Genomic DNA, 17,052 nt, shown 5'->3' with positions numbered 1-17,052 from the left:
CGGACCCCGGCCGGAGGCAACGAGGCCTCCGGCCATCCCTCCTGCCACCGGCGACAAGCCGGTGGCACCCACAATCTATCTCTCATGAAACATCCGCGTCCTGCCGATCGCCGGCAGGCGGAACGATCTCGTGTGAGCCGGAGACGGATATGAGCGGCTATATTCTTGCAATCGACCAGGGCACGACGTCTTCGCGTGCGATCATCTTCGACGGCGACATGAAAATGGCAGGCTCCGCTCAGGCGGAGATCACGCAATATTATCCGCAGCCCGGTTGGGTGGAGCACGATGCCGCGGAAATCTGGCGCTCCGTCGTCGACACAGCACGCATGGCGATCGCCGATGCCGGTCTCAAGGCTGTCGACATAGCCGCGATCGGCATCACCAATCAGCGCGAGACGGCAGTCGTCTGGGATCGACGGTCGGGCGCTCCGCTTCACCGCGCGATCGTCTGGCAGGACCGGCGCACCGCCGAAATGTGCGAGAGCCTGAAAGCCGATGGGTATGAGAAACTGTTCAGCGCCAAAACCGGCCTGCTGCTCGACCCATACTTTTCGGGAACCAAGCTGCGCTGGCTGCTCGACAATGTCGATGGGCTGTGTGAGAAGGCCGAGGCGGGCGAGGTCTGCTTCGGCACGATCGACAGCTGGTTGATCTATAAGCTGACCGGCGGCCGCGTGCATGCGACCGATGCAACCAATGCATCGCGAACGCTGCTCTACAATATCGATGACGGCGCCTGGGACGAGGAGCTTCTCGGCATTCTCGGCGTCCCGGCCGCCATGCTTCCCGAGGTCAGGGAATGCGCCGACGATTTCGGCCGCCTCGACAAAGCCTTGCTCGGCGCCGAGCTTCCGATCTTCGGCGTCGCCGGCGACCAGCAGGCGGCGGCGATGGGCAATGCCTGCTTCGAGCCCGGTATGATGAAATCGACTTATGGCACCGGCTGCTTCGCCCTGCTCAACACCGGACGGGACCGAGTCTCCTCCGCCAACCGGATGCTGACGACCATTGCCTGCCGCCTCGACGGCAAGACGACCTATGCGCTCGAAGGCTCGATCTTCATCGCCGGTGCCGCCGTGCAATGGCTGCGCGACGGCCTCGGCATTATCGGCCAGGCGTCGGAGGCAGGCGTGCTTGCGGCCAAGGCTGATCCCGGGCAGCAGGTCTATATCGTCCCCGCCTTCACCGGGCTCGGCGCGCCTTATTGGGATCCGGCTGCGCGTGGTGCGATCTTCGGCCTGACGCGCAACAGCGGACCGGCGGAATTTGCTCGCGCCGTGCTCGAATCCGTGGCCTATCAGACGCTCGACCTGCTGGTGGCGATGAAGCGGGATTGGGGCGCCAACCAGTTGGAGACGGTGTTGCGCGTCGATGGCGGCATGGCGGCTTCGGATTGGACGATGCAATGCCTGGCCGACATGACCGGAAATCCGGTCGACCGGTCGGCGATCCGCGAGACGACGGCGCTTGGTGCGGCCTGGCTTGCCGGCTCGAAGGCCGGCATCTGGCCCGGCCGGCGGGAGTTTGCGCAAGCCTGGGCCTGCGACCGCCGCTTCAGCCCGTCGATGGAGGAGGGCGAGCGTCAGGCCAAGATCATCGGCTGGAAGAATGCCGTATCGCGGATGATATCGGATACCGCTGCGGGGTAACGACGGACGGAGTGGCTACAATGCCTCCCGGTTATGTCGGGAGGCCTGTTCACGCTATTCGTCGATCGTATCTGGCGCCCTTCTTGTTTCCTCGGACGCTCCGATCACATCTGCCGCCGCGGTGAGCGCGCCATCAGCCGGGCATAGGCGATGGCCGAGAGCATGTTGACGTGATTGGCCGTGCCGGTGCCGGCAATATCGAAGGCGGTGCCGTGATCCACCGAGACGCGGTCGATCGGCAGGCCAAGCGAGACGTTGACCGCCGTTTCGAAGGCGACGAGCTTGATCGGGATGTGGCCCTGATCGTGATACTGGGCGATGACGAGATCGAAAGCGCCGTTATAGGCGCGGGCGAAGACCGTATCGGCGGAGATCGGCCCGACGACGTCGATGCCTTTGGCCTGCGCCTGTTCGACGGCGGGCGCCAGGAATTCCATGTCCTCGGTGCCGAACAGGCCATTTTCGCCGCAATGCGGATTGAGGCCGGCTACCGCGATGCGCGCCTTTTTGCCGAGACGCAGGAAATGATTGTGGCCGGCCTCGATGGTTGCCAACACCCGCTCGGTCTTGGCCCGTTCGATCGCGCCCTTCAGCGAGATATGGGTTGAGACGTGGATGGTGTTCAGTCGCTCGGAGGCAAGCAGCATGAAGGAGCTTTTCGAACCGGTGACATGGGCGAGCAGCCCGGTATGGCCATCATGGTGGTGGCCGGCAAGGTTCATCGCCTCCTTGTTGATCGGCGCGGTGACGATAACATCGGCTTGACCTGACATGGCGAGATCGACGGCACGGGTGATATAACGCACCGAGGCATCGCCGGCGATCGGGCTGACCTTGCCGATCTCGGGCAGGGCCGCGCCGAGCGGAACTTCATCGACAGCGATCCTGTCATCGCCGGGGGCATCGGCCGGCCCGAATTTCAGCCCGGTGCCGCTGACGCGGTCGGCGCGTTCCAGCGCTTCGACATTGCCGACGATGACGAAATCGCGGCGCTCGTCGCTCGGAAGAGCCGCCAGGGCCTTGACGATCACCTCTGGGCCGACGCCGGCGGGATCACCGAGCGTCACGGCGACTTTTGCATTCCTGTCCATCATCAAAGTCCCTTCTGAAAACCGTGTCGCCTAGAAAGCGGCCGCATAAATCGAGCGAATGTCGGCGCGGGTGAGATCGCGCGGATTGTTATCGAGCAGACGGCGGATGGCAAAGGCGTCGTCGGCCATGGCGTCGAGATCGCTTTCCGGCACGCCGAGGCCTGACAGTTTCATCTCGATGCCGAGTTCCGCGCAAAAAGCATAGGCAGCATCGAAGACGGATGTCGTGTTGTCCGAGGTTTGACGCCCCAGCGCTTCCATCACCGCTTTCGTCTTCTCAGGCGCAGACGGCGTGTTGAAGGCCAGAACATGCGGGAAGATCAGCGCATTGGCAGCGCCATGCGCTATATGCCAGCGCGTGCCTAGCGGATAGGCGAGCGCATGGCCGCCGGCGGTGTTGACCGGGCCGAGGCAGAAGCCGCCATAGAGCGAGGCGAGCGACAGACCGGCGCGCGCTTCGGCGTCGTTGCCGTCTCTGACGGCGCGGGCGAGATATTTGCCGACCAGCCGAGTTCCCTCGATCGCATAGATATCGACCATCGGATGAGCCTTGCGGTTGGTGAAGGCCTCGACGCAGTGGGCCATCGCGTCGACGCCGGTGGCGGCCGTGGTTCGGGCCGGCACGGTGAAGGTGAGCGCCGGATCGATGACGGCGATGTCGGCCAGCATATGCAGGCTTTCGACCGCGAGCTTGGCCATCGTCCTTGGATCGGTGACGAGTGCGCGGATGCCTGCCTCGCTGCCGGTGCCCGATGTCGTCGGCACCTGGGCGAGCGCTGCCTTGCGCGGCCCATGCACCTTGTTCGGGCCGACGACGTCGTGCAGCGTCTGCGCGGAGCCGGCAAGCACGGCGGCGAGTTTTGCCAGATCCATGGCGCTGCCGCCGCCGAAGCCGACGATCAGCTCGGCGTCGGCGCCGTTGGCCGCCTCCAGCACCTTTTCGAGGTTGGCCGTATCCGGCTCGGGCGTCACTTCGGCAAAGACCGTCGCCTCGCCCTTTAATTCCAGCAGGTCGAGGCGCGTCGCGTTAAAAGCGTCGGAGATGACGAGCGTGCGCCTGAAACCCTTTTCGGCAGCCCATTTGCCGAGCTTTGCCGCCGTGCCGATGCCGAATTCGATCAGATGCGGCCGAACGATGGTGATTGGCGAATCCAAGCTGGCCATGAACCAGTCCTCCTGCAGGATCTTGCGGCGATAATGTCATTCCATTTATTGTAAAGTTGTAAGATCAATGTCAAGCAGGCATTCCTGGCTCGGGGAAATTTTATCGCGGGACATGCCCGTCCAACCGGCCGGGTCGTGTGAATATCTAGTTTGAAAACAAATACTTATTAGATGTATAAATGAAGCGGCAGTTGAAAGGTTAGCCGCGATCGCGCCGGTGGCGGAGAGCCAGTGTTGTTGTCAAATCCCGGCGCGAGCCGGCCAATTTTCTGATGTCCCGCATACTCTCACGCAGGATCGAAAGAGCAGATTTTACAATTAAGGCCGGCAACTTGCTTACGGCAGCGCTTGCGGGGCGAGCCGCACATATTTGATGGCGCGCCGGTAATAGGTGTAGGCGACATGGAGCGCGCCATCGCTTCCCTGGATGACGGAGGGGTAGGAGAATTCGCGGTTCAGCGAATCCTTCGAATTGTTGCTGAGGCAGAAGCCGTCGCCGGTATCGAGATCCATGCGCTGCGGAAAGGTCCTGCCGCCATCCCTCGATATCGCCAGGCTAAGGGGCGCGCGGGGAACCCCCCAGACCGCCTTGCGGCCCGTCTCGGCAACGATCGCAGCGCTCTCTCCAACCCCGTCACCCTCGATCTCGTCGTAGAGAGACTGACGCCGCGCATCCGACATCGTCGCATTCGAATGGTTGTAAACCATTGCAATCCTTCCATTATCGAGAACGGTGGCCTGGATTGAGGAGTTGTTGTTCGGCAGGTCGGTCGGCTCGGGCGGGCTCCAGCTTTCGCCGCCGTCCGCCGATCGGCTGGAAAGTATCGTTTCGGCGAAGCGATTGCGGTAGAAGGCGACCATCTCGCTGCCGCCAAGCGGCAGGATGTTCATGTGCACGGCGCCGAGACTGTCCGAAATATCGACCATTTGCCAGTTGGCGCCGCCGTTACGCGAGATCAGCACCGCTGCAGTATCGGCATCGCCGCTCCAGCGTTGGCGTTCACGGCCGACGCAGCGGAAGATCGGTAGCAGCCAGTCGCCGCGGTCGGTGACGACAATCGGTTGGCGGACGAAGGTACCGGGGCTGTCGCAGAGGATCTGGACCGGGCCGAATGTCTTGCCGCCATCATCCGATGTCCGGAATTTGACAACCGAGCCATCCTGGTTGCCTGACGTCTGCGACGTGTAAAGCAGCCAAATCTTTCCGTCCGGGGCGTTGAATATTAAGGGGTTCTGCTCGGATTTCTCCGGATCGTCGCTCATCTTTTCCGGTTCTGACCAGCGCTCGGAGCCCGGCGCCAGCCGCGACATGTAAATCGAAATGTCTCCCATGCCCTCCATCGTGCCGCCGAACCAGACGCAGGTCAGCGTGCCGTCGGGGAGAAAGGCAAGATTGGCCGCATGGTTCTGGATGCAGGGGGAGGGCAGGTAGGCGTCGGCGCGGCCTGCGACAGAGGGGTGAGGGGTGACGGTCCCGGTCATCAGAGCGGGCACGGCTTCCGGAGGCAGACCGGTAAATGTCAATGGCGTATCTCCTCAGGGCAGTTTGGCGTAGCTGTCGGCGAGTGCGGCATAATCCGCCTCGGCGAGCGGCATCAGCGGTGCGCGCGTGCGCTTCCAGGCGGGATTGCCGGTCTTCAGCCCGATCATTGCCTTGATCGTCGGGATCTGGACGTAGGAGTTGGACAGCGTGCGATAGGCGTTGATGCGCGCCTGCGCCGCCTCGACATCGGCGCTGCGCGCCTCGTCATGAACGTGGTCGTAAACGGTGCGGAGTGAATCCGCCACCAGATTGGAAGTGGCCGTGATGCAGCCGGCACCGCCAGCCTTCATCAGCGGCAGCAGCAGCGGATCGGCGCCGGCCAGGACAGAAAATCCGGGATGAGCGGCGATAATTGCCTGCATGTTGTTGAAATCGCCCGCCGATTCCTTGATGCCGACGACGGTTTCCGGAAAGGCCGCAATCAGCCGGCCGATCAGTGGAACGGACAGCGCAATGCCCGAAACCTGCGGGATATGATAGAGAATGACCCGCAGACGCGTATCGGCGACCTTTTCCAGCACTTGCGAATAGGCAGCGAAGAGGCCGTCGTCGGACACGCCCTTATAATAGAAGGGCGGCAGCATCACCACTTTGGTGACGCCGAGCGACAGCGCGTGCCGTGTCAGTTCCACGGTCTCCGGAATGGCGACGACGCCGGTACCGGGTAAAAGCCTCTCGGCCGGAATGCCGGCCTTCACAGCAGCCTCGAGAATGGCGCGTCGCTCGCTACAGGAAAAGGAATTGGCCTCACCGGTCGTGCCGAGCAGGGCCACACCATGGCATCCCTCGGCCAGCAGTTGCCGGCAGTGGTCGGTGAAAAGCGCGAAATCCGGCGTGTTGTCAGCGGTCAGCGGTGTTGCGGCCGCGCTGAAGACGCCGGTGATCCTGTGGTGGCTCATTTCCCCCTCCTTCGGCGCGCTGGTGATCCGTGTCCGGACCGCGCGACCGCGCCCGATGGTCATGCATCCGCCCGCAATGGAGTGATAAGAACTTTTCCATTGTGGCGCTTTTGTCAAGAAGACAAAGAGGCTTAATCTGAAAGCGAAAATTCATCTAATTGTAATTGTTGTTGCTTTTTAGAGATAAATTTTTGTTCGAATGAAAAACGCGGTTTTTTGTTGACATATTTACAATAACGATAGAACGATAGGCGGCGGATTGTGCTGTGCCTGGCAGCGCGGGGAGAGCGCTGCCGATTTCACCTGGGAGGAATGCCATGTCTTTTGATCAGTCGGATGAAACCAATCTATCGCGCCGAAACGCGCTGAAGCTCGGCCTTGCCGCCGGCGTCGGGCTGACCGTATTCGGGATGAATGCCCGCATCGTGCTGGCCGAAGAAGGCCAGGTCCTGAAAGTCGCCCATCCGGCCTTCGACCAGGATTGGTCGCCGCTGCGCGGCGGCGGCAGAACGTTCCGCTGGAACTCGATCTGGTGGGCTTCGCCGATGTATTTCGACAGTCAGGGCAATATCAAGCCTTACGTCTTCACCAGCTGGGAATCGGCCGACAACACGGTCTGGACCTTCAAGCTCGACCCCAAGGCCGTCTTCTCCGACGGCAGCAAGATTACCTCGGCCGACGTCAAGGGATCGTGGGAAGTCGCCTCGATGCCGAACACCAAGAGCCAGCGCGCCGACCAGGTGCTGAGTAAGGTCAAGGGTTATGCGGAAATCGCCGCCGGCTCCGGCAACGAGCTGACCGGCGTCGCGACGCCCGACGAGGGCACGGTCGTGGTGACGCTGGCTGCTGCCGATCCGATCTTCTTCATGCGACTCGCCAACCACATCGCCCCGATCACCAAGGCGTCGCAGTCGCGCGGCAGCGACGGCGAGGAAATCATCGATTGGTACAAGCCGGAGAACAAGCCGGTCTTCTCCGGCCCGTTCAAGCTGACGAGCATCGATATCGATGCCGGCAAGATCAGCTTCGAGCCGAATGAGAACTTCTTTGGGCAGAAGCCGAAGCTTGCCCGCATCGACATCACCTCGGTCGAGGACAATGTGACGGCGACTTCGCTGATCAAGTCGGGCGAGTTCAATGCTCATACCGAGCTCGTCACCTCAACGATCATTCAGGATCTCGGCGCGGAATTCTCGGCAGGCCCGCTGATTCCGACCAGCCAGCACTTCTGGTTCAACATTTCCCGCGCACCGATGGACGATCCGAAGGTGCGACAGGCGCTGATCATGGCGGTCGATCGCGACGGCCTGTTCAAGGCGTCCTATCCGGATGGGCCGCACAAGAAGGCCGATCAGATCCTCAATTCGGTCCCCGGCGCCGACAATTCCGGCTTCGAGCCCTTTCCCTATGATCCGGCGGCCGCCAAGAAGCTGCTTGCCGAATCGAGCTATGGCGGGCCCGAGCGCCTGCCGAAGATCCTGTTCGTCGGCATTTCGGCGCCGGCCATTCAGGCCGCCGCTCAGTTCATCGCCGAGCAGTGGCGTCAGAACCTCGGCATCACGGCCGTCGATATGAAGCCGCAGCAGGACTCCTATGCCGGTCCGGATCAGAACTCGGTTCAGATCTTCCGCGACGACGTCGGCACCCGTGTTCCCGACGCCGTTTCCTATCTGACGGGCAGCATCGCCTCGACTTCGTCGAACGCGCAGAACAAGCTCGGCGGATACAAGAACGACAAGGTCGACAGCGCCCTTGCCGAAGCGGCAACCAAAGCTGCGGATGATCCGCAGCGCGTTGCTCTCGCCCAGGAAGCCCAGAAGGCATTCCGCGAGGATTGGGCCTTCATTCCATGGTATTCTCAGGCGATGTCGCGCTGGGCCACCAAGGAGATCAAGGGACTCGAGAAGAACCTCGACTGGCAGATCGCCGAGCCTTGGAACATCTCCATCGGCTGATTGGGAATTATCGTCCCTGGCAATAAGCGCGCGAAGGCTGCAAGGCCTTCGCGCAAGTTTCAAGAAGAAGATATGCGATCTGCCTGGCTTTAGGACGGACCGCATCGACAACAGGTGGGAGGTGGCCTTGCTGCGCTACGTGCTAACCCGGTTTGCCATCTGGATTCCGTCCGTTCTGGTGGTGATGTTGGCCGTTTACGCGCTGGCCTTCTACGGCGCCGGCGATCCGATCAAGCTGATCTTCCTGCGCGCGCCTGGTGACGTCGCCTATAATCCGCAGCGCATCGAAGCCATCCGTGAAAGTGCCGGCCTCAACAGGCCTTTCATCGAGCAGTTCGGCCTTTATATTTGGAACCTGCTGCACGGCCGGTTCGGCAATTCTCTGACCTCGGGCCGCGCCGTCTGGGCGATGGTCTCGGCCGCAGCACCCGTCTCCTTCCAGCTCGCCCTCTGTTCCATCATTCTGACGGCCCTCGTCGCAATCCCGCTCGGCATGGTCGCCGCGCTGAACCAGAATTCGCGCCTCGATTATGCCATTCTGGGTTCGGCGCTCTTCCTCTGGGCCATCCCCGCCTATGTCGCAGGTCCACTGCTGATGGTCGGCCTCATCGTGCTGCTGCCGGGCGCCAGCGTGCCCTATGGCTGGGGCGGCATCTTCGATATCCGCATCCTGCTGCCGCTGCTCGTGCTGTCGTTCCAGCCGATCGCTTTGATCGTGCGCCAGACCCGTGCCGCCGTCATCGAAGTGCTGTCGGAGGATTTCGTCCGCACCGCCCGCGCCAAGGGCGTGCCCGAGATCATCGTGGCGCTGCGCCATATCCTGCGGCCGGTACTGACCCCTGTCGTGACGCAGCTCGGCCTGATCATGATCACCATCGTCAACGGCGCGATCTTCGTCGAACTCGTCTTCGGCCTGCCGGGTCTCGGACGGCTGACAGTGCAGGCGCTGATCAATTCGGATTATCCGGTCATCCTGGCGATCACGCTGATCGGCTCGTTCCTGGTGATGGTGTCGAACCTGCTGGTGGATGTGCTCTATCCGCTGCTCGATCCCCGCGCCAATGATTCAAGAAGGAGCCGCTGACCATGTCCGCCATCCCTCTTTCCACCACCGAAACCGTCGAGGAACCGCCGGTTAGCCTGTGGCGCGACGCCTGGCATAGGCTGCGGCGCAACAAGCTCGCCGTCTTCGGCCTCGTCATCGTGCTGATCCTCGCCTTCACGGCGATCTTCGGTCCCTACCTCACGCCTTATGATTATCTCAGCCAGGATCTCAATGCCCGCAACGCGCTGCCGTCGATGAGCCATCTCTTCGGCACCGACGACCTCGGCCGCGACGTCTTCAGCCGCGTCGTGTTCGGCACGCGGACCGCTTTCCTCGTCGCCGTCATCGTCACCTTCTTCGCTGTGCTGATCGGCCTGACGCTCGGTGCCGTGGCCGGTTTCTTCGGCAATCCCTTCGACCGGGCCATCATGTGGCTGACCGACGTGACGATGTCGGTTCCTAACCTGCTGCTCGTCGTCGTCATCAACGCCTCGCTGAAAGCGCCGATCACCCGCTGGATGGAGGCGCGCTACCTGGAGACCCTCAATCCCTTCTACCGCCAGACGATCTGGGTGGATTTCATCCTCGTCTTCGGGTCGATGGCGCTGATCTCCTGGCCGCCCTATGCGCGCCTGGTGCGCGCCCAGGTGCTGTCGATCCGCAGCCGGCCTTATATCACCGCCGCCCAGGCGCTCGGCCTGTCGAACTGGGTCATCATCAAGCGTTATGTCGTGCCGAATGCGCTCGGGCCGCTGATCGTCTCGGTCAGCGCCGGTCTCGGCACGGCGATGGTGCTGGAAAGCGCCTTCAGCTTCCTCGGGGTCGGGGTCAACCCGCCGACGCCGAGCTGGGGCAATATGATCTCGGACGGCCTGCGCGTCTGGCAGCATTATCCGCATCTTCTCGCCGCCCCGGCGGCCGTGCTCGGCCTTGCCTCGGTTGCCTTCAGCTTCCTTGGAGACGGTCTCAACGACGCGCTCAATCCGCGGGGCAGCAAATGATGGACACGCAAAACAGCGATCGCCTGCTCGATGTCAGGGGACTTACCGTCGAGATCGACGGCCGCAACGGCCCGGCCGTCGTCGTCGACGGCATCGATCTCCATGTCGACAAAGGCGAAACCTTGGGCGTCGTCGGCGAATCCGGTTGCGGCAAAAGCCTCACCATGCTGAGCCTGATGCGGCTTCTGCCGAACAAGATCAAGGTCGCCAAGGGAACGGCCGCCTTCGCCGGCCGCGATCTGCAGACGATGTCGAATGCCGAGCTGCGCAAGGTGCGCGGCGGCGATATCGGCTTCGTCTTCCAGGATCCGATGACCTCGCTCAATCCCGTCATGCGCGTCGGCGACCAGATCTGCGAGCCGCTGATCTATCACCGCAAAATGAAGAAGGCCGAGGCTCGCGCCCGCGCTGTCGAACTCCTGCGCCTCGTCGGCATTCCTGGCCCGGAAGAGCGGCTGCAGGCTTTTCCGCACGAGCTTTCCGGCGGCATGCGTCAGCGCGTGATGATCGCGATTGGCCTTGCCTGCAATCCCAAGCTTCTGATCGCCGATGAGCCGACGACGGCGCTCGACGTCACCATCCAGGCCCAGATCGTCGATCTGGTGAAGGATCTGCGCGCCAAGCTCGGCATGTCCGTCGTCTGGATCACCCACGACCTGGCATTGATCGCCGGCCTTGTCGATCGCGTCGCCGTGCTTTACGCCGGCACGGTCGTCGAGGACGCCCCCGTCGACGAGCTCTATGCCCGGCCGAGCCATCCTTATACGCGCGGCCTGCTCTCCTCGATCCCGAAACTGTCAGATCCGCCGGCAAGCCGGCTGAGCTCGATCGGCGGCACGCCGCCGGAACCCGGCCGCCGGCCGAAGGGATGCCCCTTTGCGCCGCGCTGCCCGCTCGTCGAGGCGATCTGCCACGAGAAGGTGCCGCGGCTCGAACCCTTGAGCGGCAGCAGCAATCACCGCGCCGCCTGTTTCGTCGTCCAGAGAATACAGGAGGCCGCGTGATGAGTGCGCAACCGCTGCTCAAGATCGAAAATCTGGTCAAGCATTTCCACGTCAAGCTCGGCGCCTTCGGCGAACGTTCGGCAACCGTCTATGCGCTCGACAATGTCGATCTCGACATCATGGAAGGCGAAACGCTGAGCCTTGTCGGCGAATCCGGCTGCGGCAAATCGACGACTGGCTTCACCATCCTCAACCTTTACAAGGCGACCAGCGGCAGGGTGGTCTACAAAGGCCAGGATCTCGCCAAGCTTGATGAAAAGCAGATGCGGCCGTTCCGCCGCGACCTGCAGATCGTCTTCCAGGACCCCTATTCGACGCTCAATCCGCGCATGACGGTGGGGGAGGCAATCGGCGAGCCGATCCTCTTTCACAAGCTGAGCACCAAGGCCGAGCTCAAGGAGAGGGTGGCGACGCTGCTCACCGATGTCGGCCTGCCGACACGTTTTGCCCAGCGTTACCCGCATGAGCTTTCCGGCGGCCAGCGCCAGCGCGTCGTCATCGCCCGGGCGCTCGCCTGCCAGCCCAAATTCATCGTCTGCGACGAGGCGATCTCGGCGCTCGACGTGTCGATCCAGGCGCAGATCATCAACCTGCTGCTCGATCTGCAGGAGAAATACGGCCTGACCTATCTCTTCATCGCCCATGATCTCGCGGTGGTGCGCCATATCAGCACCCGCGTCGGAGTCATGTATCTCGGGCGGCTCGCCGAACTCGCGACCCGCGAGGAACTCTTCGACAACCCGCTGCATCCCTATACGAAGGCGCTGTTGTCGGCCGTTCCGGAGACCGATCCGGAGCATGAGCGCACCCGTCAGCGCCAGATCCTGCAGGGCGACGTGCCGAGCCCGCTGAACCCGCCTTCCGGCTGCCGTTTCCACACGCGCTGCCCGATCGCCATGGATGTTTGCAGCAAGGTCATTCCTGTCTGGAAGGAAGCCAAGCCCGGCCACCTCGTCGCCTGCCACGCCGTCAACACGGGTGAGATCGCATGACGCTGAAGGCCGCGATCATCGCCGATGATCTGACGGGGGCGCTCGATACCGGCACCCCCTTCGTTGCGGCCGGCCTCTCGGTCGCGATCGCCGTCGATGTCGCAGCGGCGCTGGATGCGATCGCCACCGGCTGTGATGTCGTCGTCGTCAATACCGCCTCGCGCGCCCTTGGCGAGCGCGATGCCGCCGAAAAGGTCCGATCGGCCGCGAAGGTGTTTCAGGGCGTGAAGCCTGACGTCGTCATGAAGAAGATCGACTCCCGGCTGAAGGGCAGTGTCGCGGCCGAAAGCCTGGCGCTTGCGGACGCGCTCGGCCTGAAGAATATCCTCGTGGCGCCTGCCATTCCCGATCAGGAGCGCCTGACCTACCGGGGCTGTGTCGTCGGCCGCGGCGTCAACAAGCCGTTGCCGATCGCCGATCTGTTCGAGAGCCGCGCGGACACTGTTGTCGTAGCCGATGCCGCCGACGATGCCGATCTCGATCAGATCGTCGCGGGACATGTCTGGCTGACGACGCTCGGCGTCGGTGCGCGCGGCCTCGGTGCGGCATTCGCCCGCCGGCTCGGCGAAACCGGTCGGTGGCCGGTGACGGAATTTACGCCGACCCTGCGCACGCTGTTTGCCTTTGGTTCGCGCGATCCGATCACCGCCGCCCAGATGAACCGGCTCGAAGCCTCCGGCGCCTTGCGTATGGTGGTGGAGGCGCCGATGGGGCAGATTGAATGCGGGGAGGGGCTGGCGCTGCCGGTGCTGCTGCGTTGTACCGGTGACATGACGGCCGATGCGGCGCTCGTCGCCGGTGACTTTGCGGCAGGTGTCAAAAAGGTGATCGACGATACGAGGCCCGATATGCTGATGGTCGGCGGTGGCGATACGGCGCTGGCAATCCTCCATGCGCTTGACGTGAAGGTGCTCACGCCGAAGGGCGAAATCGAGGCTGGCATTCCCTGGTTCGATGTCGCGGCCGCCGACGGGCGGCCTTTTCGGTGCGCCGTCAAGTCGGGGGGCTTCGGCAAGCCTGATAGTTTGCTAAGACTGGTTCTTCGGAATCAGGCGGCATGGTAAGATACCGTCCGGGAGAATGACGTGACTGAAGCGAATGGCGAATCTTTGAACGCGGAAGCCGGCCCGCCGGGCAAGCCCGAACGTGGCAAGGCCGTCAAGCTGGTCGATCGCGTCTTCGACCAGCTGCTCGAGCGTATCCGCGGCGGAAACTATCCGCCGGATTCACGCCTTCCCGGCGAACACGAACTTGCCTCGATGCTCGGTGTTTCCCGGCCAATCGTCCGCGATGCGCTGGCGCGCCTGCGCGATCAGGGCATGGTGTATGCCCGCCAGGGGGCCGGTACCTTCGTCAGTGCCCATGGATCGCCGACGGCCCAGCTTGCCTATTCGCCTGTTAAGACCATTGCCGATATTCAGCGCTGCTACGAATTCCGCCTGACCATTGAGCCGGCCGCCGCCTATTTCGCCGCTAAGCGCCGCAATGAGCAGGCGATCCAGAAGATCGCCAGCGCCCTTGCGGATCTGCGCGAGGCGACCAGCCATCAGCTTCACCGCACCGATGCCGATTTCATCTTCCATCGCGCCGTGACCGAGGCTGCCAACAACCATTATTACACTGCCTCGATCGATGCACTGAAAGCCCATATCGCCGTCGGCATGCATCTCCACGGCCTTTCCTTGCTCGGGCCCCGCCAGGGGCTGGAACAGGTCTACCAAGAACATAACGCCATCTACAAGGCCATCGCCGATGGCCGGGCCGACGATGCGCAAAGGCTGATGAAGGCACATCTCGAAGGCTCCCGGGACCGTCTGTTTGAGGGCAGGGTGCTCGACTTGTCCTTCTGAAGGGCATGGGGAGCGGGTTTGCCCCGAACGATGCATGGCGCAGATGGTGGCTTGCCGCCGCAACGCGGGGTCTTCGTAGCTGGTCCGGCAGAGAGCTTTGGTAGGCCGACGGGCTGATGATCGCTCGGTACGCTATGGTCTGAGGTGACCCCAGGACGGATCCCACACAACGTCTTCGACAAGATCGACGAAGATCGGGGCACCGTTGGTGTCGCGATGGGTTTCAGCCAGCCTGAAGGCTGCTTCAGGTTCCATTTCCTCGCCGGGAAAGATCGTATCGTCGTGGTCCGTGTCTGCGACCTTGCTGACATATCCCCTGATCTGGTTTCCCGATCGATAGAGCTTGACGATCAGCGACCCGGCCGGGACGGGGCCTGCGGAATAGCTGACATATTCAGGCATATCTGCCGCCTCCTCATTCGGCTTCGTACCAGTGCGCCGGGTCCTGATTTCGCGGCGCCTCCGCGTGAGGCGATAACAAAATGCTTCACATGGATCTTCTGGGGTGATCAACCACGAAACTTGCGGATGCGCAGAGAGTTCCCGCTCTATCGCGTCGATCGATTCCCCCTCGCTCTAGAAACCGAAGGGGAAGGTCTCCTGATCGCCCGTACCGGACTGCCGAGCGATGAGTGGCGAAAGCGCGCGCGTTTCATCGAACCAGAGGAAGGCGTCGTACTGCCGCGACAGCGATGCCGACATGTAGTGGCTCAGCCGTTCGGTTTCCGGCCTGTAGATCACCCCTATGAAGCGCTGGAGCCGCTGTTCGACAAGGCTTGCATGCAATTCCTCATCGGCCCTGAGGTCGAGGAGAAATCGCGGCTTTGCCGTGTCGTGACATAAACGCTCGCAGCTCTGCGGGAGCGACGGGTTCATCTGTTTCGCCTCCGCCTGCCCGTCCCAATCGTCAGCGGCGATTACCTCGCCGCAATGTGTTCCCAGCCCTACGAGGCTTGTCATCTCGTTGAAGCGCTGCCGGCATAGCTGACCGAGGCTCAGTTCGTCGCGGGCGGTTGCCATATCCGTGTAGCGGGCGTCGCCGATGTGGGAGTTGTGAGCCCATATGATGATCTTTGCCGCCGGTCCGTGAAAGTCGAGAAGATGCTCGACGGTGTCGGCCATATAGGTGTCGCGCAGGTTACAGGCCTGCGCACCGCCGTAATACATAATGCGATAATATCGTTCGGCGGCGGCGAGCAGTCTTGCGGACTGGACGGCGTTTAGAAAATCATCGTCATCTGAGGCCGCATCGTCCAGCGATCGCGTCAAAAGCTCCGTGCATTGCTTGAGCACTGCATCCTCGCATGATCGATAGGCTTCGGTCAGCACGGCCCGACCATAGGTCGCGGGATTGCTCTGCCAGGGACTGAGGCAGCCATAGCGCTCCTTGGCAATCTTGGCGGTTTCCGGGCTGACATTTTCGAGATAGTCGAGGACGGAGCGGATCGACCCGGACATATTATAGAGATCCAGACCGTAAAACCGCACCGGAGCCTTGTGCGACGCTTTGCGCCGTTCGTTTTCCTCCTTCATCCAGCCGACGAACCGCGAAAACTCCCGGTTCCGCCACATCCACTTGGGAAAGCGGCCGAATGGCTGTCTGTCTCCCGGTGCCCGACCATTTATCCAATGGTCAATGGCGGCCGCATCCGGCCAATCCGCTTCGACTGCAATGAGATTGAATCCGTGATGATCGATAAGATGCCGGCTGATGGCCGCCCGCGTCTCATAAAATTCGGCGGTGCCATGGGTGGATTCGCCAAGCAAAACGATGCGGCTGTTGGCAAAACGATCAAAAAGGGCGGCAAAGCCCTTGTCGTCGATCGAGGAAAACTCTTCAGCCGCGGCCGAGATGAGTTTGCTGTATGTTTCCTCTGTGCGCGATGACGGGGCTGTTGCCGTATACATCGGATGGGTGGTGGTCCAGGCATCCTCGCCGATCAGCGGGACGAAAAGGACGCCGCCCAGATCTTCCTCCTCGAAGGTGGATGCCCCCGTGCGCGTGATGCGTTTCAGGCGCTGTTCGTCGCTGCGGCCGACCGGGATGATGAGCCGCCCACCGAGATCCAGCTGCTCCTTCAGGGCGGCCGGTACCTCGGGTGCGCCAGCGGAAACGATAATCGCGTCGAAAGGAGCGGCGTTCGCCCAGCCCTTGCTGCCGTCGCCCACCCGGACGTCGATATTGCCATATCCCAGCTTTTCAAACCGTTCTCTGGCTTGAAGCGCCAGCCGTTCATGGCGTTCGATGGTATAGGCGTGCCTGACGATCCGGCTGATGAGGGCCGAGGCGTAGCCGGAACCGGTTCCGACCTCGAGCACCTTGTCGCCCGCACCCAGATGGGCCTTCTCGATCATCAGAGCGACGATGAAAGGCTGCGAGATCGTCTGACCCTCGCCGATCGACAACGGCGCATCCTCATAGGCGAATTCCTCGAAGCCCGGATCGACGAATTTCTCGCGCGGCACTATGCGCATCGCCCTGGTGACGCTTTCATCGCGAATGCCGCGACGCACGACATGGTAGTCCACCATGTGGTCTCGCATGCGGTTCATATCCATGGGATCACCTCCGCTCCAGGAGAAAACAGCCGAAAGCAGGTGGTTGTTCCGAAGCAGCGGCACCGATGGCCTCGGTTCGTTTGTCGCCACGGTTTTCCTGCGCACCGCATCGCTGCGCCCGTCAGCACGGCATCGATTTCCGACACGCGCCGGAGGCGGTATCGAACGTCTCCGCGCTGTCCGGTGGATCTCGGACCATTTGATGATCCGAGTGGAGCGCCGGTGAAAGGGGATCCTGCGATCAATTTGCGCGGTGCAGCAGCGGAACTTAGTGTGAAGAGCGAAGTTGGACAGGCA

General features: G+C 62.3%; 14 protein-coding genes. 8 read left to right on the top strand and 6 right to left on the bottom strand.

Annotated elements, in window-relative coordinates:
• Nucleotides 1–149: 149 nt before the first annotated feature.
• The gene (gene glpK, locus A7X77_RS23270; protein ID WP_064685204.1) at nucleotides 150–1,652 is read left to right on the top strand and encodes a glycerol kinase GlpK; all 1,503 of its coding nucleotides are present in this window, start codon (nucleotides 150–152) and stop codon (nucleotides 1,650–1,652) included.
• Nucleotides 1,653–1,756: 104 nt separating this feature from the next.
• Here the strand turns inward: glpK and pdxA are convergent, their stop codons facing one another.
• From pdxA to A7X77_RS23250, 4 genes are all read right to left on the bottom strand, one after another.
• Nucleotides 1,757–2,743, bottom strand: a complete 987-nt coding sequence (gene pdxA / locus A7X77_RS23265; protein WP_064685339.1) for a 4-hydroxythreonine-4-phosphate dehydrogenase PdxA — start codon at nucleotides 2,741–2,743, stop codon at nucleotides 1,757–1,759.
• A 30-nt stretch (nucleotides 2,744–2,773) separates the two neighbouring features.
• Nucleotides 2,774–3,907: an iron-containing alcohol dehydrogenase gene (locus A7X77_RS23260; RefSeq protein ID WP_064685203.1), complete on the bottom strand. Its 1,134-nt coding sequence runs from the start codon at nucleotides 3,905–3,907 to the stop codon at nucleotides 2,774–2,776.
• Between the two features lie 336 nt (nucleotides 3,908–4,243).
• Nucleotides 4,244–5,431 carry a sialidase family protein gene (locus A7X77_RS23255; protein ID WP_064685202.1) on the bottom strand — a complete coding sequence of 396 codons (1,188 nt, stop codon included), beginning with the start codon at nucleotides 5,429–5,431 and terminating at the stop codon, nucleotides 4,244–4,246.
• A 12-nt stretch (nucleotides 5,432–5,443) separates the two neighbouring features.
• A complete protein-coding gene (locus tag A7X77_RS23250; RefSeq protein ID WP_064685338.1) occupies nucleotides 5,444–6,349 on the bottom strand; it encodes a dihydrodipicolinate synthase family protein in 906 nt (301 codons plus the stop codon).
• A 317-nt stretch (nucleotides 6,350–6,666) separates the two neighbouring features.
• Here A7X77_RS23250 and A7X77_RS23245 point away from each other — a divergent pair, with 317 nt between their 5' ends.
• The 7 genes from A7X77_RS23245 to A7X77_RS23215 all read left to right on the top strand — a co-directional run bounded on the left by A7X77_RS23245 (nucleotide 6,667) and on the right by A7X77_RS23215 (nucleotide 14,196).
• Nucleotides 6,667–8,304 (top strand): ABC transporter substrate-binding protein, encoded by a 1,638-nt coding sequence (locus tag A7X77_RS23245; RefSeq protein WP_064685201.1) that lies wholly within the window; start codon nucleotides 6,667–6,669, stop codon nucleotides 8,302–8,304.
• 127 nt (nucleotides 8,305–8,431) lie between these two features.
• Complete coding sequence (locus tag A7X77_RS23240; RefSeq protein ID WP_064685200.1) at nucleotides 8,432–9,388, top strand: ABC transporter permease; 957 nt, start codon at nucleotides 8,432–8,434, stop codon at nucleotides 9,386–9,388.
• Nucleotides 9,389–9,390: 2 nt separating this feature from the next.
• The gene (locus tag A7X77_RS23235; protein ID WP_064685199.1) at nucleotides 9,391–10,350 is read left to right on the top strand and encodes an ABC transporter permease; all 960 of its coding nucleotides are present in this window, start codon (nucleotides 9,391–9,393) and stop codon (nucleotides 10,348–10,350) included.
• Complete coding sequence (locus A7X77_RS23230; protein WP_064685198.1) at nucleotides 10,347–11,354, top strand: ABC transporter ATP-binding protein; 1,008 nt, start codon at nucleotides 10,347–10,349, stop codon at nucleotides 11,352–11,354. The genes A7X77_RS23235 and A7X77_RS23230 overlap by 4 nt, the downstream gene beginning before the upstream one ends.
• Complete coding sequence (locus tag A7X77_RS23225; RefSeq protein WP_064685197.1) at nucleotides 11,354–12,346, top strand: ABC transporter ATP-binding protein; 993 nt, start codon at nucleotides 11,354–11,356, stop codon at nucleotides 12,344–12,346. The genes A7X77_RS23230 and A7X77_RS23225 overlap by 1 nt, the downstream gene beginning before the upstream one ends.
• Complete coding sequence (locus A7X77_RS23220) at nucleotides 12,343–13,410, top strand: four-carbon acid sugar kinase family protein (RefSeq protein WP_064685196.1); 1,068 nt, start codon at nucleotides 12,343–12,345, stop codon at nucleotides 13,408–13,410. Before A7X77_RS23225 ends, A7X77_RS23220 begins: the two co-directional genes overlap by 4 nt.
• 21 nt (nucleotides 13,411–13,431) lie before the next feature.
• Nucleotides 13,432–14,196 carry a FadR/GntR family transcriptional regulator gene (locus tag A7X77_RS23215; protein WP_064685195.1) on the top strand — a complete coding sequence of 255 codons (765 nt, stop codon included), beginning with the start codon at nucleotides 13,432–13,434 and terminating at the stop codon, nucleotides 14,194–14,196.
• 132 nt (nucleotides 14,197–14,328) lie between these two features.
• Here the strand turns inward: A7X77_RS23215 and A7X77_RS23210 are convergent, their stop codons facing one another.
• Nucleotides 14,329–14,598 carry a hypothetical protein gene (locus A7X77_RS23210; protein ID WP_064685194.1) on the bottom strand — a complete coding sequence of 90 codons (270 nt, stop codon included), beginning with the start codon at nucleotides 14,596–14,598 and terminating at the stop codon, nucleotides 14,329–14,331.
• A gap of 174 nt (nucleotides 14,599–14,772) precedes the next feature.
• The gene (locus A7X77_RS23205) at nucleotides 14,773–16,755 is read right to left on the bottom strand and encodes a protein-L-isoaspartate(D-aspartate) O-methyltransferase (protein WP_064685193.1); all 1,983 of its coding nucleotides are present in this window, start codon (nucleotides 16,753–16,755) and stop codon (nucleotides 14,773–14,775) included.
• Nucleotides 16,756–17,052 lie beyond the last annotated feature (297 nt).

The organism is Rhizobium bangladeshense (assembly GCF_001662075.1).
Taxonomy (GTDB): Bacteria; Pseudomonadota; Alphaproteobacteria; order Rhizobiales; family Rhizobiaceae; genus Rhizobium; species Rhizobium bangladeshense_B.
This window is presented reverse-complemented; position numbering and strand designations above follow the sequence as displayed.